The following is a 22,772-nucleotide window of genomic DNA, read 5'->3' on the forward strand; positions in this document are numbered from 1 at the left end:
GATGGGTAATGGGGCCCCACAGGCTTACTGATCCTAACCAAACTCCGAATACCGAGAAGTACTAGATGGCAGACACACTGCGGATGCTAACGTCCGTAGTGGAGAGGGAAACAACCCTGACCTCCGGCTAAGGCCCCCAATTCATGGCTAAGTGGGAAAGCAGGTGAGACGTCCAAAACAACCAGGAGGTTGGCTTAGAAGCAGCCATCCTTTAAAGATAGCGTAACAGCTCACTGGTCTAAATAAGATGTCTTGCGGCGAAGATGTAACGGGGCTCAAGCCATGAGCCGAAGCCGAGGAGTGCATAGCACTGGTAGCAGAGCGTAGTGTGACATAGTTCCATTCCTCCTTAGCATCCTTCGGGGTGCATTGGAGGAGAGGAGCTTTCGATGAAGCGGGCGCGTGAGCGATCCCGTGGAGAGATCACTAGTGAGAATGATGACATGAGTAGCGACAAAGAGTGTGAGAGACACTCTCGCCGAAAGTCCAAGGGTTCCTGCTTAAAGCTAATCTGAGCAGGGTAAGCCGACCCCTAAGGCGAGGCCGAAAGGCGTAGTCGATGGGAACCAGGTTAATATTCCTGGGCCAGATGGAAGTGACGGATTGTGAAGGTTGTTCACCCTTATTGGATTGGGTGGGCCGCTAATCAGTCCCTGGAAATAGCTCCATCATGAGATCGTACCCTAAACCGACACAGGTGGACTGGTAGAGCATACCAAGGCGCTTGAGAGAACGATGTTGAAGGAACTCGGCAAAATACCTCCGTAAGTTCGCGAGAAGGAGGCCCAGTTTCTACGCAAGTATTGGCTGGGGGCACAAACCAGGGGGTGGCGACTGTTTACTAAAAACACAGGGCTCTGCGAAGTCGCAAGACGACGTATAGGGTCTGACGCCTGCCCGGTGCCTGAAGGTTAAAAGGAGGGGTGAGAGCTCCGAATTGAAGCCCAGGTAAACGGCGGCCGTAACTATAACGGTCCTAAGGTAGCGAAATTCCTTGTCGGGTAAGTTCCGACCTGCACGAATGGCGTAACGACTTCCCCGCTGTCTCCAACATCGACTCAGCGAAATTGAATTGCCTGTCAAGATGCAGGCTTCCCGCGGTTAGACGGAAAGACCCCGTGCACCTTTACTACAGCTTCGCACTGGCTTCAGGCACAACATGTGCAGGATAGGTGGTAGGCTTTGAACCAGAGACGCCAGTTTCTGGGGAGCCATCCTTGAGATACCACTCTTGTTCTGCTTGAAGTCTAACCGCGGTCCGTTATCCGGATCCGGGACCCTGCGTGGTGGGTAGTTTGACTGGGGCGGTCGCCTCCTAAAGCGTAACGGAGGCGCGCGAAGGTTGGCTCAGAGCGGTCGGAAATCGCTCGTTGAGTGCAATGGCAGAAGCCAGCCTGACTGCGAGACTGACAAGTCGAGCAGAGTCGAAAGACGGCCATAGTGATCCGGTGGTCCCAAGTGGGAGGGCCATCGCTCAACGGATAAAAGGTACGCCGGGGATAACAGGCTGATACTGCCCAAGAGTCCATATCGACGGCAGTGTTTGGCACCTCGATGTCGGCTCATCTCATCCTGGGGCTGGAGCAGGTCCCAAGGGTACGGCTGTTCGCCGTTTAAAGAGGTACGTGAGCTGGGTTTAGAACGTCGTGAGACAGTTCGGTCCCTATCTGCCGTGGGTGTAGGATACTTGAGAGGAGTTGCCCCTAGTACGAGAGGACCGGGGTGAACGATCCACTGGTGGACCTGTTGTTGCGCCAGCAGCAGTGCAGGGTAGCTATGATCGGACAGGATAACCGCTGAAGGCATCTAAGCGGGAAGCCCCCCTCAAAACAAGGTATCCCTGAGGACCGTGGTAGACCACCACGTCGATAGGCCGGAGATGTAAGTGCAGCAATGCATTCAGTTGACCGGTACTAATTGTCCGATAGGCTTGATTTGATCCAGTAATAGCAAGACTATTACAGAACAAAATCAAAAGCATACACACAATGCGTACTTGACTTGGTACTCAGGAACTTTCCTCGGTTTGGTGGTCATAGCACAAGCGAAACACCCGGTCCCATCCCGAACCCGGCCGTTAAGCGCTGTCGCGCCGATGGTACTGCGACTTAAGTCGTGGGAGAGTAGGTCACCGCCAAACCTAGAAAAGTTCCTCAAGTATCTCTCAATACAAACAAAATCGAACAAACACCCCTGTCGCGGGATGGAGCAGCCCGGTAGCTCGTCAGGCTCATAACCTGAAGGTCGTAGGTTCAAATCCTACTCCCGCAACCAAAACACCGAAAAAGCCCCGCAAGCCGCGGGGCTTTCGGCGTTTGGGGGGGTATTCCTTCCATTGGATCACGCTGGTGCCTCCTCGATGACCTGATTTCAGGCCGTTAACTCCCCTGTTGGGGGTGTTTTGCAGGCGTGGGATCGGCGGTGGCGGCGCAGGCGGAAGCGGATTGACTGGTTGAAAGACCTGCGCATAGGCTGGAGAGGGTCATGCGGTAGGGGAATTTCTGATGAAACTCGGTCGGTTTTTCGCAAGTGTTTTGGCGCTGTTCACCATGGTGGGGAGTGGCCAGGCGCAATCGCTGTCGGCGGCAGAGATTGCCGCGATGGTGGATGAGCGCATGGGCAGCGTCGACGAATATGCTGAATTGCTCAACGATCCGGACCCGGATCGGTCGCTGGCGGCGATGCAGATCATGATCGGATTGGATGATGCGCAGATCAGCCGCATGGCGTTGCAGCATGGGCTGACCAGCACCAGCCCGGGGGTCCGGAAGGCGGCGCTGAAAGCCTATCTGGACACCGGGCCGATCCTGAATATTTACATCGATGGCTCGTCCTTGGATCGGGAGAACCTGACCTCGGCAATCAACCAGCAAAGCGGCACGGTGGATACGTCTGGGACGGCGTTTTTATCCTATAAGGTCGGTGGCTTTGATGCGGAAAACGGCTGTTACGATTTCCACGTGAATGCGAGCTATTGCCTGCTCACCTTGAGCGAAAGCAATGTGTCGATGAACCTGTGGAGCCGGTGGACCTCGATGACGTTGAATGCCGAGGGCAATCTTGTCGGCATGCTTCAGGTGGCCAATATCAGGCCGTCGGTGCCGGTGACGGTCCCGGTCAAACCGTGAGTCTGGGCGGTCCGGGTCAATAGACCTCGACGCTGTCGATCTGCACCGGCCCGGAGCCCTGAACGCTGTCGATGGTCACGATCACCCGGCGGGCGAAGCGTTCGGATTTCTTGCCGCTGTCGAAACTGCCGGTCGGGGTCATTTCACCGCGGTCGAACCGCTGTGGGTTTCCGCCTGCTGCCGAAGGGTCGATCATCACGCGAATGGCCAGCGGTTTGGCCGCGTCGGCCTGCGACCGGATACGCACGCGGCTCACGCCGACCGCCTCGCCATCGCCCACGCCAAAGACCAAGGTGGTGCGACCGGTAAATTCAAAGCGATAGGGGCCGCTGCGGGTCGCGAGGTTTTCCGGGCTGGCGTCGGGGGTGAGGGCCTGCGTCTGATAATCCAGTAGGCGCAATTCATGCTGGCCCTCTTCGGGCTGAGCCACGGTCTCAGTCGCGGCGCTTGTCACGGCGCGGGCGCGGCCGGCAAGCCAGCGGCGCGTCGCGAAACCCAGCTCTTCGATCCGGATGAAGCTCATGCGCTGGCTGCCGTCCGGGCTCTGGATCGCCATGCCGACGGGCAGCTCGTCGGCAAAGAGAAACGCGCCGGACAGGCCTTGGAAGGCGCGGTCATCGGGGTCTTCGAATTCGGCAACAAAGGTCTTGTGGTCGAGCGTGTCGACGATCCGCATCGGCCGCTGGGTGACGCCGCCGCCGGGCTCGACAAAGCGCAGATCGCCGCGCAGGACAGCGCCGGCGGTCTTGCGGGTCTGCATGATCATGCCGAGCTCTGCGGTGCAGGCGGTGCGTCCCGCCGCCTGACCCACAACGCCGATGGCGAAATCCATGCCCTCCCAGAAATCGGGATAGGCCTCGCCGCTGCCATAGACGGAGGGCGCGGGCGAGGTCTCGACCTCGATCTGCCCAAAGGCGTCGAGCAAATGGCTTGGCATGAGAACCCAACAGATGCCATTATCCTTAACCATAAACCCTTGGCCGTCGGAGGCTGCGTCGATTCTGACGGCCTGGGCCCAAGCACTGGTCGTGATGACGAAGGCAGCGAGGGGGACGAAGATGAATTTGATCATGAAACCCTTGGCTTTGGCGCTGAGCGTGAGCGTCTTATTGTCACCTAGTTTCCCGGGCCAAGCAACTGCGGAGCAGGCCGAGCTGCTGTCGGAAGTCTTTCAGGAAAATCTACGCCCGGCGGCGAATACCGGCGGGGCGCGGGTCATGGGGCTGCAGGTGATCGGCAGTGATGCGGCGGCGGAGCTGCACGCCATTGTCCCGAGCGACTGGGCCGGCAAGGAGTTCTGCGTGCGCACCAGCAGCTCTGACGGGCTCTATGACAGCGAGAACACCTATCGCGCGCCGCAGAACACGTCGCAGCCGGTGACCGTGCCGCATGTGATGATGACCCGTTTTCCCGATAAGCTCGCCCAGACCGCGCCGGAAGGGTTTGGCATCCGCATTCTGCAAGCGCCCTGTGACGAGGTGACCGAGGAGACGGCGGCGGGGCTGGCGCTCTGGCGGGCGTCGGGCCGGGCGGAGAGCTTTACGCTGCTGGTGAACAGCTTTGACGCGGATCGGCTTGTCGCCATTCCCGGCACCGGCGCGCCGGTGGAATGCACCGAGATCAGCGCCGACATCACCGTGGCCTTTGACCGGATCTGTGTCGTGCCGAGACCGCCCGAGACGGGCAGGATGAAGATCCGGCTTGTCCCGGTGAAGGACGGGCGGCGCGGGCGGCCCGAAACCCTGTTTGTCGAGCTGCCATGACGGCGTCTGGCAGCTACAGACCGTTGATCGCGGCGCTTCGGCGCAATTTCGGAAAGATGGTCGGGGGCAGTGCCACGGCGCGGAGCATGATCGCCTTCCTCGTTCTGGCGACGGTGCTCATTCTGGTGTCGCCCAGCCGCACGATCCAATTGCAGGCGCGCACCCTCTCGGCGCAGGTCGAACTGACGTCAGAGCCGCTGGCTTGGGATCTGACCGGGGCGACGGTCTGTGTCCCGTCGGCGGATGTCGAGGCGGCGGCAACACCGCCCTGCGGCGATGGCGAGACAGTCGCGGGCACAATCGATGGGCCCGTCGTCTGGCCGCGCGATCAGCGGCTGGTTCTGAACTGGACCCCGGAGAGGATGAGCATTCGGCTTTTGACAGAGGCGGAGAGCTGGCCTGCGGGGACAACCCTCCGGGTGAGCTGGGCGGATGCGGCGCGCAACGGGGCGCTCGCCTTTTCCGGCTATCTCTTGCTCGGGCAGGAGATGAGCGCGGGCGCGACGGGCTATGTGCTCGACGGGTCCTATGCGATTTATGAACAAGGGCTGGTCAGCGGCTGGATTGGCTGGTCCCCGGAAATCACCCGCGATGGCGAGATCCGGCGCGGCGATCAGCTCCAGATCATTTGCAGCCCGTTGTTTTTCCAGACCTGCGAGGGGGCGCGGATCGACGGGCGGTCGGATCAATACCGCAACACGGTGATGGCCTCGATCTCGGTCGATCATGACGAGATGGCCGGGCTGCATGTGGTGGCCACGGGGGCGGAGGCCAACAGCCGGTTGGAGCTGGCCTATGCTGGGCGGGACAGGGTGTTGCTGATCAAGCCGTCCTGGGTCGAGCGGGCCGCGGCGAGTTCAAGCCTACTGGCGCTGTCGCTGCTGTTTTCGCTGCTGGCGCCGCTATTGCTGCCCTTGCTGGAACGGGCAACGCGAAAGAGTTGAGGCGCTGATGGCAAGCCTGAGGTCGAAAGAGCCCCGCAGTCGCGGGGCTTTTGGCGTTTTTGGGGCAGGGGGTATTCCAGCCAGAACGTACCAGCCTCAGAGATCCTTGCAGAGGCGCAGGGCGTCATAGAGCGCCGCATGGATGTTGCGACCCGCGATGGCATCGCCGAGGCGGGCGAGCAGGTAGCTGCCCCCGTCCTGCAGCGGGATGAGCGGCGCGCGGCCCTCGAGCAGCGCGTCCTGATCCACTTGGCCCAAGTTACGCGCCTGCGGTTTGAGATCATGGTAAAGCGCATCCATCGGGACGGTGCCCTGTTCGATCACCACATGATCGACGAGCCGCGTGCTCGTGTCCCCGGTCAGCACATGGCGCAGGGTGACCTCTTTGCGATTGCCCTCTTGGCGGATGGCGGTGATGTCTTGCAAACAGTGAAATGTCACGCCTTGTCGGGCCAGATCGCGCAGGGCGACGGCGGAATTGGTGGGGCCGAGATCCTGCGCGGTGGCGCGGTCGGGGGTGACATGGGACACGGTGCAGCCTTTACGGGCGAGCACATCGGCGCAGGTGAGGGCGGGGTGATCGCCCAGCTCGTCAAAGAGTAGGACCTCGCCGCTGAGCCGCGCCTCGCCGGAGAGGACGTCCCAGCTCGAGACGCTGAGCGCGGCACCGTCGAAATGCGGCGTGTCGGGCCAGCCGCCGGTGGCGAGGAGCACCACATCCGGGGTCTCGGCGAGGATGTCATCGGCTTCCGCATAGTGGTTTAACCGCAGCGCGACGCCGAGATGAGTCACCTCCTCGATGAGCCAATCGGCGACGCCCCAGATCTGACGGCGGGTCATGCCGCTGCTGGCGAGCTTGAGCTGGCCGCCGAGACGGTCGCTCGCCTCAAAGAGCACCACCTGATGGCCGCGTAGGGCGCAGAGACGCGCCGCCTCGAGCCCGCCGGGGCCGCCGCCGACCACCACGATCTTGCGGGGCGCGGGCGCGGGGGCGATCACATGCGGCATCAAGGCCTCGCGCCCGGTGGCGGGGTTGTGGCCGCAGACGGCGGCCTTGCCCTGATTCACACGGTCGACGCAATAGCCCAAGCCCACACAGGGGCGAATGCGGGTCTCGTCGCCGCGGGCGAGTTTCGCGACCAGATAGGGATCGGCCATATGGGCGCGGGTCATGCCGATGAGATCGACATGGCCTTCGGCGACGGCGTGGCGGGCGGTGGCGATGTCGGCGATGCCGCCAGCGTGGAAAATGGGCAGATCGACGGCGCGGCGGATGCGGCTTGCGACGCTCAGATGGGCGGCGGCGGGCAGGCCCATGGGCGGCACCCAACCCGCGAGGCCGAGGTCGTCATAGGGGGCGCCGGCGAGGATGTTGAGGAAATCCACCGCGCCGGTGGCCGAGATTTGCTGGGCGATGGTCACGCAATCATCAGCCGTCAGCCCGCCTGCGGTGAGCTCATCCCCGGTCACACGCATGCCGAGGATCATATCCGGGCCGACGGCCTCGCGCACCGCCTCGATCACCTGCAGGGTCAGACGCAGGCGGTTCTCCAAAGAGCCGCCGTAGTCATCGTCGCGCTGGTTCACCAGGGGCGACAGGAACTGCCCCAGAAGATGCGAATGGGACAGCAGCTCGATCCCGTCGAACCCGCCTTGCTGACAGCGTCTGGCGGCCGCGGCGAACTGGGCGATGATGCGGCGGATGTCTTCGGCTTCCATGGCCTTGGGGATCGAGCGATGGGCGCGTTCGCGTGTCACCGAAGGCCCCGCGACCGGGAGCCAGTGGCCATCGTCCCAAGCGGTGCGACGGCCCATATGGGTGATCTGGCACATCACCGCCGCGCCATGCGAATGCACGCCATCGGTGAGCTTTTGAAACCACGGGATGATGCTGTCATCGCCGGCATAGAGTTGACCAAAGACCGAGGGGCTGTCGGGGGCGATGTTGGTCGAGCCGCCGATGATGGTGAGGCCGATTCCGCCCTTGGCCTTTTCCTCGTGATAGAGGCGGTAGCGGTCGCGCGGGTGGCCGCCTTCTTCGTAAGACGGCGCGTGGGCGGTGCTCATGATCCGGTTGCGCAGGGTCAGGTGGCGCAGTTGGAAGGGCGTCAGCAGCGGATCGGGTTTCATGCGCGGTCTCTTGGCCAATCTTTTGGGCGGTTGTTCGGTCGGTGTCTTGGTCGGTGCGGGATCACTCTGTCCGAGAATGTGGCCGATGTCTCGCCGAACACTCTTCAGACCTGGCCCATGAGATCGGCAAACGGGGGGGCGCACCTCTGTGGCCGCGACATCCAGAGAGGGTTTCGCGACGCGCTACGTGGCGCGCGTCGCGGGTTGGTCTTGTCGATCCTGCGCCATGGCATGTCCGGCGCAGGGTCCGTGATGGGGTTGGATCAGGCGCCTTTGGCGCGCGGGTTGATCGGCAGCTGTTTGGCGATGCCCAAGGCCTCTTCGAACCGGCGGGCGGCGCGGAGCAAGGCCGCCTCGCCGCGTGGTTTGCCGACGATCTGCACGCCGACCGGCAGGCCGGAGGCGGTAAAGCCGCAGGGCACGCTGATGGTGGGGCAGGCGGTCATGGTCAGAGCGAAGGTGATGGAGAACCAATCGATATAGGTCTCGCAGGGCTTGCCGTCGATTTCTGTGACATAGCGCTGTTCGACCGGGAAGGGCGCGATGGAGGCCGCCGGACAGATCAAGAGATCATGGGTGTCAAAGAAGGCGACCATCTTTTTGTAGAGCTCGGCGCGCACCCGCTCGGCCTCGAAAATCTGCGAGGGGGTGATGTTCAGGCCGCGTTCGATATTGCCGATGATTTCCGGCGCGATCCGGTCGCGGTGCTGGGCGAGAATCGGCTCCATCAGCGTGGCGAAGAGCACCGCGCGATGGGTCTGAAACGCCTCGAGGACACCGGTGAAATCGGGGATGTCATCGGTGACATCGGCGCCAAGATCGCCAAAGGTCGTGGCCGCGCCGCCGCAGATTTCGGCGATTTCCTTTTCCATGGAGACGATGGAGAGGTCCGGGCTGAAGGCCACGCGCTCGGGCATGCCGGTCTCGGTGAGGGCCGCGACAAAGGAGGTGCCGGTCTGGTCGAAGGAAAGCGGGTCATCCGCCTGCTGGCCGATCCCGGCATCGAGCATCAGCGCGAGGTCATCGACATTGCGCGCCATCGGGCCTTCGACCCAGAGCGTGTCCATCGGGGGCAGGCGCGAGCCGCGCGGCACGCGGCCCGGGCCGGGGCGCAGGCCGACGATGCCGTTGAAGGCCGCGGGTGTGCGCAGGCTGCCGCCGAGGTCATTGCCGGTGGCGAGCCAGACCGAGCCGCTGGCCAAGGCCGCCGCCGAGCCGCCGGAAGAGCCGCCGACGCTCATCCGCAGGTCCCAAGGGTTGCGCGAGGCGCCGAAGACCGGGTTGAACGTGTTGCCGCCCGCCCATTCGGGCACGTTGGATTTGGCCACGGTGATGGCGCCGTTCTCCTCGAGCTGCCGGACCGTGGCATCGGATTTTTCGGCGACATTATCGGCAAAGATCGGCGAGCCATAGGTGGTCACGGCACCGCGAACATCATTGTAATCCTTGACGGCAATGGGCAGGCCATGCAGCGATTTGGGATTGTCCTTATGGGCGTCGGCATCAAAGTTGCGCGCCTCTTCGCGGGCTTGGTCAAAGCAATGGATCGGCAGCGCGTTAACCTCGGTGTCAACGGTTTCGATCCGCTCGATCGAGGCTTCGACCAGCTCCAGCGGGCTCAGCTCGCGACGGCGCAACCGCGCGACAGCTTCGGTCGCGGTCATACGGCAAAGTTCATTCATTTTATCTGTCACGGGGGCACTCCTATGGGTTTGAGGTGTCAGATGGGGCGGCATGGGGATCACGCAGCCCCGTGTTCGGGTCCGTGTTTGGGCCTGTGTGAGAGGGGCAGGGCGATGGGGGAGGAGGCCGCCGCGCGCTGCGGGCCGCATGTGGGGGAGATGTCATTCGGTCGGGTCAAAGGTTTCCCCACGGCGCTATTGGCAACAGAATCTTTCATGGCAGTAAAACATATTTCGCCCACCTTGTATACAATGGCTTTTGCATTGAATACATTTGGGCGATTGTTGCATGTGGACATGCTTTGGTAGGCGCATATTCTGTGGTGGGGTAGGTCGTTAAAACAGGCGTTCTCGGTGCCCGGCCGCAGAACAATGCCCGCCATCAGGGCGCGTGTGCCAAGCGCGCAGGTCGAGCGGTCAGCCGTCGGCCTGCGCCGCGAGGGGGATCGGGGCCGGTCGGGTGAGGCGCGACAGGGTCTTGATACATTTATGGGTCAGCTTCTTTTCGCGGCCATTGGGGGAGGCCACGGCATAGAGCGTGGCGCCGCTCTTGACCCAATGCGCGCTGAGCGGGACCAATTGCCCGGTGCGCAGGTAGCCATCCGCAAAGCCGCGCCAGGCGAGGACCGTGCCTTCGCCCCGTGTCGCGGCCTCGAGCGCGTAGACGTAATTGTCGAACTGCTGTTCGGGCGCGTCGGGCAGGGCGAGGGAGCGGGCGTCGAACCAGTCCTGCCAGGTGGCCCAGCCGGAATTGGCCTTGGTCAGGCAGAGCCGGGGCAGGTGTTGCCAGCGGCTGAGGTCATCATGGTCGACGAGCCCGTGTTCGGCGATAAAATCCGGCGCGGCGGCGGGCAGGATTTCCTCCACCGCGATCTGCGCGGCGAGCCCTGCGGGGCGGCGGCGGCTATAGTGAAAGACGATGTCGGCCCCGGCATCGATCATCGCGGGAATGGCCGGGTATTCGCAGGTCACCACCCGGATATGGGCCTGTGGCCCGAGCGCTTTGCGCAGCTCTCCATAGCGCGGCATCAATATCAAATGTGATACTTCATGGGTGCAGGCGATGACCAGCTCGTTGCGATTGGCCGAAACGGTTTCCCCGGCGCGGCGCAGGCGGGCCAGGACCTGTGCGACCTCATCGGCATAAACGGCCCCGGCAGCGGTGAGCGAAATACCTCTGCCACTGCGCCCCAGAAGCGCCACGCCTAGATCGGCCTCCAGCCGCCGGATATGGCGGCTAACGGCGGCTTGGGAGGTGTTCAGCTCTTCGGCGGCGCGGGTGACATTGCCCAGCTGCGCCACCCGTTCAAAGGCCGCGAGCGCGCTGATGGAGGGGAGGTTTCGGCCAGATTTATCCATATCAGAATTGATATGAAAATCCACGCAAAAGGCAATGGAGTTTTTGCCGTGCCGCCCTGACAAATGAGCCAGAAATGGCAAATGCGCCGGGGGCAAGAATGTTGAGACATGTGAGGGACGACCTCTACCAGATTGGTGAGAGCGTGGCGGGCCGCGATGGCTGGCACGAGGCGGTGAGGGTCTATGTGCTGCTGAATGACGGCTGCCCGCTGCTGTTCGATTCCGGGTCGCATATCCACCGCGGGGCGATCATGGAGGAGCTCAAGACGCTGCTCGGGGATGTCGCGCCGGGCTATGTCTTTCTCACCCATACCGAGCTGCCCCATACCGGCAATATCCAAGCCATTCTCGAGGCCTGGCCCGAGACCAAGCTTGTCGCGTCGAGCGCGATCCTGCCGCATGTCGAATTGCCCTGGTGGGTGCGCGAAGAGCAGGTGCTCTATGGCTATGCCGGCACCGACGAGATCTATGGCGGGCGGCATATCTCCTTTCTCGACGGGATCCTGAAGGATCAGCCGGGCACCCATTGGATGTATGACGCCCAAAGCGGCACGCTCTTCACCGCAGATGCCTTTGGCTATCTCTATCCCGGTGAGGCCGATCTCAAATTCGATGACGAGTTGCGGGTCGAGGTGGAATGGCTGCGACGCTACCACGAGAGCGCCTTTCGCTTTTTGCCGCAGGTGAGCGGGGCCAAGCTTCTCGCCGAGATAGATCAGGTCTTCGACAAGCGCGATGTGCGGGTCATCGCCCCCACCCATGGCAATGCGATGCGGCAGGACATTGACCGCTGCCGCGACCGTTTCAGCCAAGCCATCAAGGAGACCTGCCAATGAGCACGAAAGTCTATGGAAGCGGTGCCGACCGCGTGGGCGTGCGTCAGATCACGCCGAATATCTACTGGATCTGCCATTGTGCCGGGGCCGAGGCGGCGCGGCTCAACCGGGGTTTTGCCAGCGATTTCGCGCGGGTGAACCCCAAGTTCGATCCCGAGGCCAATGACATCATCTACAGCTCTTACCTGTTCCTAGATGACAAGACATTTCTGATCGACACGCTCGGCCCGGCCCAGCACAAGACGGTGCTCGAGGCCTTGGCCGATCTCTTGGGCGACCGGCGGCTCGATTACCTCTGGATCAGCCATACCGAGCTGCCCCATGCGGCAAATACCGCCGCCATCCGCCGCGCCTATCCGGAGGTCGAGGTGCTCACCGTGGGCGGGCATGACCATTACGAGGTGCATGGGCTGGGCGATGCCAAACAGCTCGACTATGGCGACCGGGTCGAGCTTGGCCAGCACAGTATCGAGATCATCGAACCGCTCTTTGTCGATCACGCGCTGACGCAATGGATCTATGAGCATAACACCGGGTTTCTGTGCCCGGTGGATTGGGCCCTCAATGCCCATAACGAGCATCAGTGCTTCCGCTTCATGGATGAGATGGAAGAGGTCGGTTACTCGGCCGAGCGGTTCGGGCATGACGTCTCGATCACCAATTGCGTGGTCTTTGCCTGGCTGCGTTGGGCCGATCCCGATCAGGTCGTCGCCGCCATCGACCGGTTCTACGACAAATATGACATCCGGATTTTCGCGCCGAGTCACACCAATGTGATCCGCGAGAACCTGCCCCAATATCTCGGCGCATTGCGCGAAGCGATGCGCGTGGCGGTCACTCGCGACTATGGGATCGTCCACTGATACCGGGCGCTGCCCCCGGGCGGCGCCTCCCCAAAGAAACCGCGCCGCAAGGGGCGGAAAACACACCACCAGGGAGTAAGACATGACCAAGATCAATCTAGCGACTTTGAGTGTAATTGGTTTTCTCGGTTCGGCCTCGATCGCGCAGGCCGAGTGTGGCGAGGTTTCGATCACCGAGATGAACTGGGCCTCGGCCTCGGTCGTCACCACCGTGGCGACCTTTCTCATGGAGCAGGGCTATGGCTGCGCGGTGACAGTTGTGCCCTCGTCGACGGTGCCGGCTGTCACCTCGGTCTCCGAGACCGGAGAGCCCGACATCCTGACCGAGCTTTGGCTCTCGAGCCTGCCGAACTATGCCAAGCTCGAGGCGCAAGGCACGGTGCGCACACTGACAGAGGTGCTCTCGGATGGCGGGCAAGAGGGCTGGTGGGTGCCGCAATACCTCGCCGAGGCGCATCCCGAAGTGACCACCATCGAGGGCATTCTCGCCAATCCCGATCTGGTGGGCGGGCGGTTTCACCGGTCTCCCGATGGCTGGGCGGCGGCGATTGTCGACAGCTCGCTCGCCAAGGCCTGGGATCTCGAGGGCAACGGGATCGAGGTCTTTGCCCATGGTTCGGGCGAGACGCTCGCCACCTCCATCGCCGCCGCCTATGCGGATAGGGAACCGTGGTTCGGCTATTACTGGGCGCCGACCTCGGTGCTGGGCAAGTTTCCCATGGTGATGGTCGATCTGGGCGAGTTTGACGCCGATATCCATGCCTGCAACTCCAAGGCCGATTGTGCAAACGTCGGCAAATCGCCCTATCCGCGGGCGCGGGTGATCACCGCGGTGACGCCCGGCTTTGCCGAGGAAAACCCCGAGATCATCGAGATGCTGAGCAATCTGAGTTTCACCAATGATCAGATGGGCGCGATCCTCGCCTGGCAGGAAGAAAATGGCGCGTCGAGCGAAGAGGCGGCCGTCTGGTTCCTGTCCAACAATTCCGACATCTGGGCGGGTTGGGTGAATGACGCGGCACGCGAAAACCTCGCGGCCCTGATTCCCTGATAGGGGGCTGACGGGGGACCGGCGGGCGCGGGGGCAACCCGTCGCCCGCCGGTGCGCCACAGGTGAACGGCAACAGAAATTGAGGAAATGGCATGGCCTATTACGATGCGATGTTCGACAAGGTCGGGCTGCGCGACTGGTGCGGAGAGACGGGCGGCAGCGGCGGGCCGATGACCATGGCCGAACTGCTGGCCAAGAAGGGCGGCGGCACGGCGGCCGATGCGCCGGTCCCGTTTCTGGCGACGCCCTTTCCCTCGCTCGACAATCTGCATGAGGCCTGCCAGAGCATCCCGCGCACCCGCGAGATGACCGCCGGGGTGGAACAGCTCTTTCTCGGCGTCAAGGACAGTCTCAAGCTTGTGCTCGACCCGCTGACCCAACCGCTCAGCTGGGCGCTCGACGGCGCGCTGGCCCTGTTTCAGGCGGTGCCCTGGTTCATCATGATCCCACTTCTGCTGCTCGGGACATGGTTGCTCAGCCGTCAGTGGCGGATGGTGCTTCTGGTCGCCATCAGCTTTCTCTTTCTGGGCTTCATCGACCATTACAGCTATTCGGTGCAGACCCTGTCGATCATCTTTGTCTGCACCGCGATCTGTGTCTGTCTCGGCGTGCCGATCGGCATTCTCATGTCCAAGAGCGACCGGTTTCAGAAATGGACGATCCCGGTGCTCGACATGCTGCAGACCTTGCCGACTTTCGTCTATCTGATCCCGCTCATCTTTCTGTTTTCCGTCACGGAATCTAAGCTCTACGGGATTGCCATCATCCTTTATGCCATCGTGCCGGTGATCCGGCTCACCGATCTCGGCATTCGTTTGGTTGACCGCGATGTGATCGAGGCGGCCGATGCCTTTGGCATGACGCGGCGGCAAAAGCTCTTTGGCGTCGAGATCCCGCTGGCGCTGCCCAATATCATGGCCGGGATCAACCAGACCATCATGATGTCGCTGGCGATGGTGGTGATCGCCTCGCTCGTCTCGGCGCCGGGGCTCGGCGTGCTCGTGCTGCGCGGCATCCGCAATCTGGAGCTCGGGGTGGGGCTGGTCTCGGGCTTCTGTATCGTGCTCATCGCGATCATTCTGGACCGGGTCAGCAAGTCTGCCCTGTCTCGCATCAACGAAGCTCAGAAATGAAGAGGCAGGCATGACACAGGCCCCCAGGATACAGGCCTCCAACACACAGGCCCCCAAGGTTTCGATCCGAAACCTCTACAAGATCTTCGGCCCGCGTCCGGCCCATGCGCTGCAACAGGTGCTGGGCGGGGTGGGCAAAACGGACCTGCTCAAATGCCATGGCCATGTGCTCGGCTTGCAGGACATCAACATCGATATGCAACCCGGCGAAATCACGGTGATCATGGGCCTGTCGGGATCGGGGAAATCGACCCTGATCCGCCATCTCAACCGGCTCATCGAACCGAGTGCCGGCGAGGTTTGGGTGAATGGCGAAAACGTGCTCGGCTATGGCGAGCGAAAGCTGCGCAGGCTGCGCCAGACCACCATGTCGATGGTGTTTCAGAAATTCGCCCTGCTGCCCCATCGCACCGTGGCCGAGAACGCCGGAACCGCGCTCACCGTGCGGGGGGCGGCGCGGCCCGAAATCCTCGCGGCGGGGCGCAAGTGGTTGGCGCGGGTCGGGCTCGCGGGCTATGAGGATCATTATCCGCATCAACTCTCGGGCGGGATGCAGCAGCGCGTCGGCATTGCCCGCGCCCTGGCCTCAGATTCCGAGATCATGCTCATGGACGAGGCGTTTTCGGCGCTCGATCCGCTCATCCGGACGGATATGCAGGATCTGCTGCTCGAGCTACAGCAGGATTTGAAGAAGACCATCATCTTCATCACCCATGACCTCGACGAGGCGCTGAAACTGGCCGATCATCTGGTGATCCTCAAGGATGGCTATGTCGTCCAGCAGGGCGAGCCGCAGCATATCCTGCTCAACCCGAGCGACCCCTATATCGAGGACTTCGTGAGCGATATTAACCGCGCCCGGGTGCTGCGGGTGCGGTCGATCATGGCGGATGTGGCACGCCATGACGGGCCCTTCGACGGCGATGTGCGCGCCGATGACACTCTTGAGAGCCTGATCAGCCTCTCTGGCGGCGAGACCTGCAAAGTGTACCGGGTGATGGAGGGCGACAGACAGCTGGGCGTGCTCGACATGACAGAGCTGCTCCCTGCGCTGGTGCCGGCACGCACGGGCAAGCGGGCGATGGGATAGGGCCGTCGTCTGTGGCGCGAAACCGAGCCTTCGCGCGTCAATTGCTCTTGCAGAGCGCGGTGGGCGGTGGATAGTGGCCGGGAAACATCGCAGCGGAAAGGGCGGCAGGTGTCGACAGGTCAACCGCAGCCCGTTTTGCGTCATCTCAGGCTCTTGGCCATCTGGTTCGTGGTGATCACCGTGATCATCCTGCTCTATGCGGAGGAGACCGAGCCGATGCCGGTGAGCATCATGGGGCGGCTCTTGATCGCGGCGGGGATCGTGGTCTTTGTAAACCTGCCTTTTGTCCGGGCGATTGGTCGGATCTATCTCAACACCACGCCGGACGAGCCGGACCTCGACGACTGAGCCGCGTCAGCCCGCCCCGAGCGCCCAGAGCTCGCGCGCCATCAGGATCGAGCCCGAAACAAAGGTGAGCCCGATCAAGAAGCGGCGGAAGAGATCGGTCGAAAGCCTGCCGAAGACATGCAGCCCGATCTGTGCCGCGATCATGGTCGAGGGCAGGGCGATGAGGATCATCAAGAGCGTCGTACGGTCGTAGGCGCCGCGCCAGGCCAGCAGCAGTGCGGTGATGCCGAGGATGGCCACGTTAAAGCTTTGCAAGACGGCGCGGGTTTCTGTCTTGGGCCAGGGCTTCATCGAGCACCACATGGTCGGTAGCGCCCCAGAGAGCGAGGCCGCGCCGCCGAGGATGCCGCCGATAAAGCCCACGGTGGCGTCGGTCTTGCGGGTCTGGTCCGCATAGACGGGCAGCGTCTTGCGAAAGCTGAAATAGCCGCCGTAGAGGATGAGGAACCCGGCGATTACCAGTTTCAGCGTCTGGGCGTCGATCATCGCCAGAAGCCCCACGCCGAGCGGCACGCCGATCACGCCCGGCAAAAGGAAACGCAGCACGCGGGCGGGCTGTTGGTGGATGTCGTGGCGCACCCGCCAGAGGCCTTGCAGCCCGCTGGCGACCGAAAGGATGACCACCACCGCCACGGCCTGCACCGGGGGCATGACATTGAGGAAAAAGCCCAGCGCGAAGAGCGCGGTGCCAAAGCCCGCGAGCCCGTTGATAAACCCGCCGGCGAAGGCCCCGCAGAGCAGCATGGCGATGGTCCAGCCTGTCATGTCTTGTCCTTTTCAACATTGCGCAGCGGATCGAACGAGCCGGTTTCGACGGCTTCGCACAGCGCCGAGAGCACTTCTTCGATCACGCGTTTCTTTGGGCTGTCGGCGCGCCAGCACAGGCCGAGCGTGCGGGTCGGCCCATCAGGGCCGAGCGACAGGCGTTTGACGGGCAGCACCACCGGGGACGACACACAGCGCCGCGGCGCGATGGAGACGCCGAGATTGGCGAGCACCATGCTCGAAATGGCCTCGAGCCCTTCGAGCTCCATGGTTTCCTTGACGCTGATGCCTTGGCTTTGCAGCCAATGTTCGATGATCTGACCGACCACGGCGTCGCGGCTGAACCGGATGAATGGCTCGGTCCGCAGGAGGTGTATGGGATCGTCGGAGAGCGTGCCGGGTGCGGCCAGCAGCACCATCTTTTCCTCGGCGATGGCGGCGAACTCCATTCCGGGTGGCAGCACCACGGGCCGGGTGACCACGGAGGCATCGATCGTGCCGCGCTGGGTGGCGGACATCAACTGGCGGGTGAGGGCAGGCTCGACCGCGATATGCAGGCTCGTCCAGCGCAGTTTCAGGTTGGACACGGTGAGCGGGATCAGCCCGGCGAGCGCGGTGGGCACCGTGCCGAGCAGCAGATCGCCGGTGAGCCCGCCATCCTCGGTCACGGAAGGCACGAGATTGTCATAGGCCGCGACCACCTCGCGCGCCTTGGCCACAAAGGCGCGGCCCGTCGGGGTGAGCTCGGGCGGGCGGCGATTGCGGTCGAAGAGTTGCAGCCCCAGCTCGGCCTCGAGCGCCTTCATCTGCTGGCTGACGGCGGCGTGCGAGATGAACACGGCGTCGGCGGCGGCGCTGAACGTGTCATGTTCGGCCACGGCGATGAGGGTGCGAAGCATTCGGATGGACATGGGGCGGAGGGACTTTGCGGTGAGAGGGCGGGCAACCTAAAGCTGTGTAAGTAAAGCTTTCAGTAAAGTTAAAGATAATTCATTTTTGTTTAGGATTTCTTTCGCATAGGATTTTGTCAAGGTTTTTCTACCGTCGGGAGATGAGGGCGGGAGGAGGGCCGTACAGCCAAAAGGCGCGAGAGTCGCCAAGGGAGGACGAATGAAACTGAATGCATTTAAAACGGCCGTGGCCTGTGCTGCCGCACTGGTCACCGGCACAGCCGCACTGGCGGAATATCCGGATCGGCCGATCAACATGATTATTCCTTACGGGGCCGGCGGCGCGACCGACATTTCGGCCCGCACCATTGCCGAGCCGCTGGGCGATGCGGTGGGTCAGGCCCTGGTCATGACCAATGTCACCGGCGCGGGCGGCGCGACCGGTTCGGTCGTGGTGCAGAACGCGGCGCCCGATGGCTATTCGATGCTGTTTGCGCGGGTCGGCTCGCATTCGGTGAGCCCGGCGATGAAGGCGACCTTGCCCTATACGCTCGATGATTTCCGCTTTGTCGCGGTCTATGAGATCAACCCGGTGGCCTGTGTGGTCGCGGAAGGCTCGGACATCAAATCGATGGAGGATCTCATCGCCAAGGCCAATGAGGGCGGCGTGAGCTATTCCTCCTCTGGCGTCGGTTCGATGCTGCATTTGGCGGGCGCGATGGTGCTCAACGCTTTCGGGATCGAGAACCCGCTCGAAGTGGCGACCCATATCCCGCAGCGTGGCGGTGGCGCGGCGGCGACCGCGGTGCTCAACGGCACGGCGACCTTTGTCTGCACCAACACTTCGGCGCTGGCGAGCTTTGTCGCCAACAAGCAGCTGCGCCCGCTGATGGTCACCACGGATGAACCGGTGCCGGGCTTTGACGCGCCGACGGCGGCCTCGCTGGGGCATCCCGAGCTCAACCAGCTGGTGGGTTGGACCGGTCTCGCCGGTCCCAAGGACCTCGGTGATGATGTTGCGGCCAAATGGGGCGAGTGGATGGCCACGGCCGTGGCGGATGAGACCTTTTTGAAGTCGATGGAAGAGCGTGGCTCGGTCATTCGTCTGATGTCGCCGGAAGAGACCGGCGAGTTCATCGAAGGCCAGTACAACACGTTCCGCGCGTTGGTCGATAAGCTTGGGATGCGCGTCGAGGGCTAAGCCCCGCTGCGCGACCTGCCTGAAAAGGCCCGGCCGGGCAGAGAATGCCCGGCCACCACCACAGCTATGCCCATAAGGGAGGGGGCAGAGCCATGACAGATAAAGTCCTGCAAATGAGATTGGGAATTACCGCGCTTCTGGCGGCGATCATCCTTCTCGTCTATGGCATCCCGAACTGGGTTTCCGCACCCAGCAACGTGCCGAAAATCGTGCTCTCACCCCTGTTCTGGCCCGAAGTTCTGGCCTGGCTCACCGGGCTCGCCGGTCTTGGCCTCATCCTGTTTTCCTGGCGCGACAAGGGCGTGGCCACTGAGGACCGCGATCCGGCGGCCCCCGACAGTGGCGCCCGCGGCCGCAGCGGCGACACGCCGCGCCATGCCTATCTGCGCCTTGCCGCAATGGCGGTTCTGATGATCGTGATGATGTGGCTGATGCCCCGTCTCGGCATGGTCTGGACCGCGATGATCGGCTTTTTGGTGACCGCGCTGCTCATGCAGCCGCGCATCCCGATCTCAACCCTGGTGGCCGCGATTGCCGTGCCGCTCGTTCTCTATGCCTTTTTCGCGCATGTGGCCGGTGTGGCCATTCCGCAGGGCCAATTCGTGAGGCTGCCATGAGTTTCCTAGACAGTCTGATGGCCGGGCTGGCCCTGGTCGGCAATGTAGAGGCCTTTCTGGCATTGGGTATCGGCGTGGCGATTGGCGTCGTTGGCGGGGCGATCCCCGGCATGTCGGCGACGATGGCCGTGGCGCTGACGCTGCCGTTTACCTTCACCATGACGCCGATCACCGGCATCCTGCTGCTGCTCGGCGTCTATAAGGGCGGCATTTTCGGCGGCTCGATCCCGGCGATCCTGATCAAGACACCGGGCACGCCCGCCTCCTCGGCGACGGTGCTCGACGGCTATCCGATGGCCGAAAAGGGCGAGGCGGGCCGGGCGCTTGGCATGGCGCTCTGGGCGAGCTGCACGGCGGATCTGATCTCCAACCTTGCGCTCATTCTCTTTGCCGGGTGGCTGGCCAGTTTCGCGCTGAGCTTTCGCCCGCCCGAATTCTTCACCCTTATCCTCTTTTCGCTGACCATCATCGCCGGTGTCTCGGGCAACAGCCTGCTGCGCGGCGCGCTTTCGGCGCTCTTGGGGTTGTTGCTGGCCACCGTGGGGCTCGACCTCATCTATGGCACGAACCGCTTTACCTTTGGCGATCCCAACCTGATGGGCGGGCTCAACTTCATCGCAGTTCTCATCGGTCTCTTTGCGATCCCCGAGATCCTGTCGATGGTCTGGAACCCCGGGGCCCATGACGGGCAGGCGCGGTCGCTCGGCAAGAACTGGGTCACCTTTGCCGATTACCGCAAATCGTTCAAATCCATTGTGCGCGGCTCGATGATCGGGGTGTTCCTCGGCTCGATCCCCGGCATCGGCGCGGCGCCCTCGGCCTTTCTCAGCTATTCCGAAGCGCGCCGCAAATCGCCGGACCGCGACAATTTCGGCAAGGGCGAGGTCGAAGGTGTGGCCGCGGCGGAAGCGGGCAACAATGGTGTGGCAGGTGCGACGCTCATCCCGCTCTTGGCGCTTGGCGTGCCGGGGGACGTGATCACCGCGATCATCGTGGGCGCTTTCATGATCCACGGGCTGCAGCCGGGGCCGATGATGTTCGTGATGAATGTGGACATCATCTATGGGCTCTTCATCGGGCTGATCGTGAGCTCGGTCTTTCTGTTTCTCGTCGGGTCGGTTGCGATCCGGGGCTTTCGGCTGGTGGCCGATATCCCGCGGGCGGTGCTGTTTCCGGCGGTGCTGATCCTGTGCGTCTATGGCGTCTATGCGGTCAACAACAACCTCTTTGACGTGGGCGTGATGTTCGCGATGGGCTGGGTCGGGTTCATGATGGCGCGCTATGACGTGCCGGCGGCCCCCTTCCTTATCGCCTTCATTCTCGGCCCGCTTCTCGAAGACAATTTCCGGCAGGCCATGCTGATGTCCGGCGGCTCGCCCGCCATCCTGTTCAGCAGCCCGATCACCTGGTTCTTCTGGGCGCTCACCGGGATCACCGTGGCGGCGATCATCCGCGCAGGCCTGCGGGCCGCGCGCGGCGAGACCCTCCCGGGCCTGCCTGCCAAGCCGGTACAGACAAGTGAGGACTAAATGACCGCAATGCGTAAGATAACCCCGTCCGAGGACGCCACGGGTACCACACCGGTGCTGCGCGTGTCGGTCTGGCGCGGCACGGCTGAGGGCGGCGCCTATGAAGAGTTCGAGGTGCCACAGCAGGACAATCAGACCATTCTCGATGTGGTGTCCTGGATCCAGCAATATGCCGATCCGACGCTCACCTATCGGTTTGCCTGCCGGGTGGGGATGTGTGGCTCTTGCGCGATGATGGTCAATGGCAAGCCGCGCTGGACCTGCCGGACCCATGTGAAAAAGGTGACCGAAGGCGGTGCCCTCACCATCGCGCCGCTGCGCAACCTGCCGGTGATCAAGGATCTCGCCGCCGATATGGACCCGTTTTTCGACAAATGGGTCAAAGCGGGCGGGCACCATCACCCAAGCGCCAGCCGCCATGATCCGATGCCGGTCATCACCTCGGAGACCCCGGGCCGGGTCGAGGCCAATGCGGGCATTGAATGCATCAACTGCTCGGTCTGCTACGCCTCCTGTGATACGGTGGCGGGCAATCCCGATTACCTTGGCCCGGCGGCGCTGCAACGGGCCTGGACGCTCTATAATGACGCGAAAGAGGCCGACCGCGAGGCGGTGCTCGACCGGGTGTCGGGGGCGGGGGGCTGTCACAATTGCCACAGCCAGGGAAGCTGTACGCTCTATTGCCCGAACGAGCTCGATCCGCTGTCGGCGATTGCCGGGCTGAAACGGGCCAGCGCCAAGCGCTTCTTTAAAGGGGGCCGGTAACATGTTGGATATGCGGCTTTATATGGCGCAGCGCCTGTCGGCGATGGCGATGGGGCCTTTTGTTCTCGTGCATATCGCGGTGATGATCTACGCGATTCAGGGCGGGCTCTCGGCCAGTGAAATCCTGTCGCGCACCCAAGGATCGGTGTTCTGGTTTCTCTTTTACGGGCTGTTCGTCGTGGCGGCGGGCCTCCACGGGGCGATTGGCCTGCGGGTCATTGCCCATGAAATGCTCGGCCTCAAGGGCTGGTCGCTGGGCGCGATCACCTGGGGCTTTGGCATTGGCGTGATTTACATGGGGGCACGGGCCGTGATGGCCGTGACGGGGCTATGAAGGGGATGAAGACGCATCGCGATCACCCGCTCTGGCTCGCCTATGCGCTGCATCGCTTTTCGGGGCTGGCGCTGGCGATCTTTCTGCCCGCGCATCTCTATGTGCTGTCGCTGGCGCTCACCGATCCGGCGCGGCTCGACGGGTTTCTCCACTGGGCCGATCTGCCTCTGGTGAAGCTGGCCGAGTTCGGCCTCGTCTTCCTGCTGGCGGCGCATATGCTGGGCGGTCTGCGCCTGCTCGCGCTCGAGTTTCTGCCGTGGTCCGGGCCGCAAAAGAGCCTCGCGGCCAGCGTTCTCGCCGGGGCGTTCCTGATCTCGGGCCTCTTCTTTCTCAGGGCGATTTGA

21 protein-coding genes, 1 tRNA gene and 2 rRNA genes (1 of these 24 running past the window's edge) are annotated in these 22,772 nt (G+C 62.8%); 18 read left to right on the forward strand and 6 right to left on the reverse strand.

Annotated elements, in window-relative coordinates; all coding sequences use genetic code 11:
* The 4 genes from ISM_RS12055 to ISM_RS12070 all read left to right on the forward strand — a co-directional run.
* Window positions 1–1,938: ribosomal RNA gene (locus ISM_RS12055) — 23S ribosomal RNA — on the forward strand (it extends 896 nt beyond the left edge of the window).
* A gap of 87 nt (window positions 1,939–2,025) precedes the next feature.
* A 5S ribosomal RNA gene (gene rrf, locus ISM_RS12060) occupies window positions 2,026–2,140 on the forward strand.
* A 57-nt stretch (window positions 2,141–2,197) separates the two neighbouring features.
* Window positions 2,198–2,274, forward strand: a tRNA-Met gene (locus ISM_RS12065).
* 230 nt (window positions 2,275–2,504) lie between these two features.
* Complete coding sequence (locus tag ISM_RS12070) at window positions 2,505–3,128, forward strand: HEAT repeat domain-containing protein (protein WP_009814453.1); 624 nt, start codon at window positions 2,505–2,507, stop codon at window positions 3,126–3,128.
* A gap of 16 nt (window positions 3,129–3,144) precedes the next feature.
* Here the strand turns inward: ISM_RS12070 and ISM_RS12075 are convergent, their stop codons facing one another.
* The gene (locus tag ISM_RS12075) at window positions 3,145–4,065 is read right to left on the reverse strand and encodes a hypothetical protein (RefSeq protein ID WP_156783377.1); all 921 of its coding nucleotides are present in this window, start codon (window positions 4,063–4,065) and stop codon (window positions 3,145–3,147) included.
* Between the two features lie 121 nt (window positions 4,066–4,186).
* Here ISM_RS12075 and ISM_RS12080 point away from each other — a divergent pair, with 121 nt between their 5' ends.
* On the forward strand, window positions 4,187–4,891 hold the full coding sequence (locus ISM_RS12080) for a hypothetical protein (protein WP_156783378.1): 705 nt from the start codon (window positions 4,187–4,189) through the stop codon (window positions 4,889–4,891).
* A 56-nt stretch (window positions 4,892–4,947) separates the two neighbouring features.
* The gene (locus ISM_RS12085) at window positions 4,948–5,835 is read left to right on the forward strand and encodes a hypothetical protein (RefSeq protein WP_217622872.1); all 888 of its coding nucleotides are present in this window, start codon (window positions 4,948–4,950) and stop codon (window positions 5,833–5,835) included.
* 96 nt (window positions 5,836–5,931) lie between these two features.
* Here the strand turns inward: ISM_RS12085 and ISM_RS12090 are convergent, their stop codons facing one another.
* The 3 genes from ISM_RS12090 to ISM_RS12100 all read right to left on the reverse strand — a co-directional run bounded on the left by ISM_RS12090 (window position 5,932) and on the right by ISM_RS12100 (window position 11,006).
* Entirely contained in the window at window positions 5,932–7,965 is a 2,034-nt protein-coding gene (locus ISM_RS12090) for an NADH:flavin oxidoreductase (protein WP_009814457.1), read from the reverse strand.
* A 263-nt stretch (window positions 7,966–8,228) separates the two neighbouring features.
* Window positions 8,229–9,629, reverse strand: coding sequence for an amidase (locus ISM_RS12095; RefSeq protein WP_009814458.1), 1,401 nt, complete (start codon window positions 9,627–9,629; stop codon window positions 8,229–8,231).
* A gap of 435 nt (window positions 9,630–10,064) precedes the next feature.
* Window positions 10,065–11,006, reverse strand: a complete 942-nt coding sequence (locus ISM_RS12100; RefSeq protein ID WP_156783380.1) for a LysR family transcriptional regulator — start codon at window positions 11,004–11,006, stop codon at window positions 10,065–10,067.
* A gap of 98 nt (window positions 11,007–11,104) precedes the next feature.
* Here ISM_RS12100 and ISM_RS12105 point away from each other — a divergent pair, with 98 nt between their 5' ends.
* The 6 genes from ISM_RS12105 (at window position 11,105) to ISM_RS12130 (ending at window position 16,327) form a co-directional block, all read left to right on the forward strand.
* A complete protein-coding gene (locus ISM_RS12105; protein WP_009814460.1) occupies window positions 11,105–11,842 on the forward strand; it encodes an oxygen-binding di-iron domain-containing protein in 738 nt (245 codons plus the stop codon).
* Window positions 11,839–12,705: an MBL fold metallo-hydrolase gene (locus ISM_RS12110; RefSeq protein WP_009814461.1), complete on the forward strand. Its 867-nt coding sequence runs from the start codon at window positions 11,839–11,841 to the stop codon at window positions 12,703–12,705. Before ISM_RS12105 ends, ISM_RS12110 begins: the two co-directional genes overlap by 4 nt.
* A gap of 82 nt (window positions 12,706–12,787) precedes the next feature.
* The gene (locus ISM_RS12115; RefSeq protein ID WP_009814462.1) at window positions 12,788–13,756 is read left to right on the forward strand and encodes an ABC transporter substrate-binding protein; all 969 of its coding nucleotides are present in this window, start codon (window positions 12,788–12,790) and stop codon (window positions 13,754–13,756) included.
* Between the two features lie 92 nt (window positions 13,757–13,848).
* Window positions 13,849–14,889, forward strand: coding sequence for an ABC transporter permease (locus ISM_RS12120; protein ID WP_009814463.1), 1,041 nt, complete (start codon window positions 13,849–13,851; stop codon window positions 14,887–14,889).
* 10 nt (window positions 14,890–14,899) lie between these two features.
* Window positions 14,900–15,979 (forward strand): quaternary amine ABC transporter ATP-binding protein, encoded by a 1,080-nt coding sequence (locus tag ISM_RS12125; RefSeq protein WP_009814464.1) that lies wholly within the window; start codon window positions 14,900–14,902, stop codon window positions 15,977–15,979.
* A gap of 153 nt (window positions 15,980–16,132) precedes the next feature.
* A complete protein-coding gene (locus ISM_RS12130; protein ID WP_009814465.1) occupies window positions 16,133–16,327 on the forward strand; it encodes a hypothetical protein in 195 nt (64 codons plus the stop codon).
* 6 nt (window positions 16,328–16,333) lie between these two features.
* Here ISM_RS12130 and ISM_RS12135 read toward each other — a convergent pair whose 3' ends face one another.
* Entirely contained in the window at window positions 16,334–17,092 is a 759-nt protein-coding gene (locus ISM_RS12135; protein ID WP_009814466.1) for a sulfite exporter TauE/SafE family protein, read from the reverse strand.
* The gene (locus ISM_RS12140; protein ID WP_009814467.1) at window positions 17,089–17,991 is read right to left on the reverse strand and encodes a LysR family transcriptional regulator; all 903 of its coding nucleotides are present in this window, start codon (window positions 17,989–17,991) and stop codon (window positions 17,089–17,091) included. The genes ISM_RS12135 and ISM_RS12140 overlap by 4 nt, the downstream gene beginning before the upstream one ends.
* A 211-nt stretch (window positions 17,992–18,202) precedes the next feature.
* Here ISM_RS12140 and ISM_RS12145 point away from each other — a divergent pair, with 211 nt between their 5' ends.
* From ISM_RS12145 to sdhC, 6 genes are all read left to right on the forward strand, one after another.
* Complete coding sequence (locus tag ISM_RS12145) at window positions 18,203–19,183, forward strand: Bug family tripartite tricarboxylate transporter substrate binding protein (protein WP_009814468.1); 981 nt, start codon at window positions 18,203–18,205, stop codon at window positions 19,181–19,183.
* A gap of 113 nt (window positions 19,184–19,296) precedes the next feature.
* On the forward strand, window positions 19,297–19,800 hold the full coding sequence (locus ISM_RS12150) for a tripartite tricarboxylate transporter TctB family protein (protein ID WP_009814469.1): 504 nt from the start codon (window positions 19,297–19,299) through the stop codon (window positions 19,798–19,800).
* A complete protein-coding gene (locus ISM_RS12155; RefSeq protein WP_050754142.1) occupies window positions 19,797–21,329 on the forward strand; it encodes a tripartite tricarboxylate transporter permease in 1,533 nt (510 codons plus the stop codon). The genes ISM_RS12150 and ISM_RS12155 overlap by 4 nt, the downstream gene beginning before the upstream one ends.
* A 9-nt stretch (window positions 21,330–21,338) precedes the next feature.
* Window positions 21,339–22,094 carry a succinate dehydrogenase/fumarate reductase iron-sulfur subunit gene (locus tag ISM_RS12160; protein ID WP_050754143.1) on the forward strand — a complete coding sequence of 252 codons (756 nt, stop codon included), beginning with the start codon at window positions 21,339–21,341 and terminating at the stop codon, window positions 22,092–22,094.
* Window position 22,095: 1 nt separating this feature from the next.
* Entirely contained in the window at window positions 22,096–22,428 is a 333-nt protein-coding gene (locus ISM_RS12165; protein WP_009814472.1) for a succinate dehydrogenase, read from the forward strand.
* Complete coding sequence (gene sdhC, locus ISM_RS12170; RefSeq protein WP_009814473.1) at window positions 22,425–22,772, forward strand: succinate dehydrogenase, cytochrome b556 subunit; 348 nt, start codon at window positions 22,425–22,427, stop codon at window positions 22,770–22,772. The genes ISM_RS12165 and sdhC overlap by 4 nt, the downstream gene beginning before the upstream one ends.

The organism is Roseovarius nubinhibens ISM (genome assembly GCF_000152625.1).
Classification (GTDB): domain Bacteria; phylum Pseudomonadota; class Alphaproteobacteria; order Rhodobacterales; family Rhodobacteraceae; genus Roseovarius; species Roseovarius nubinhibens.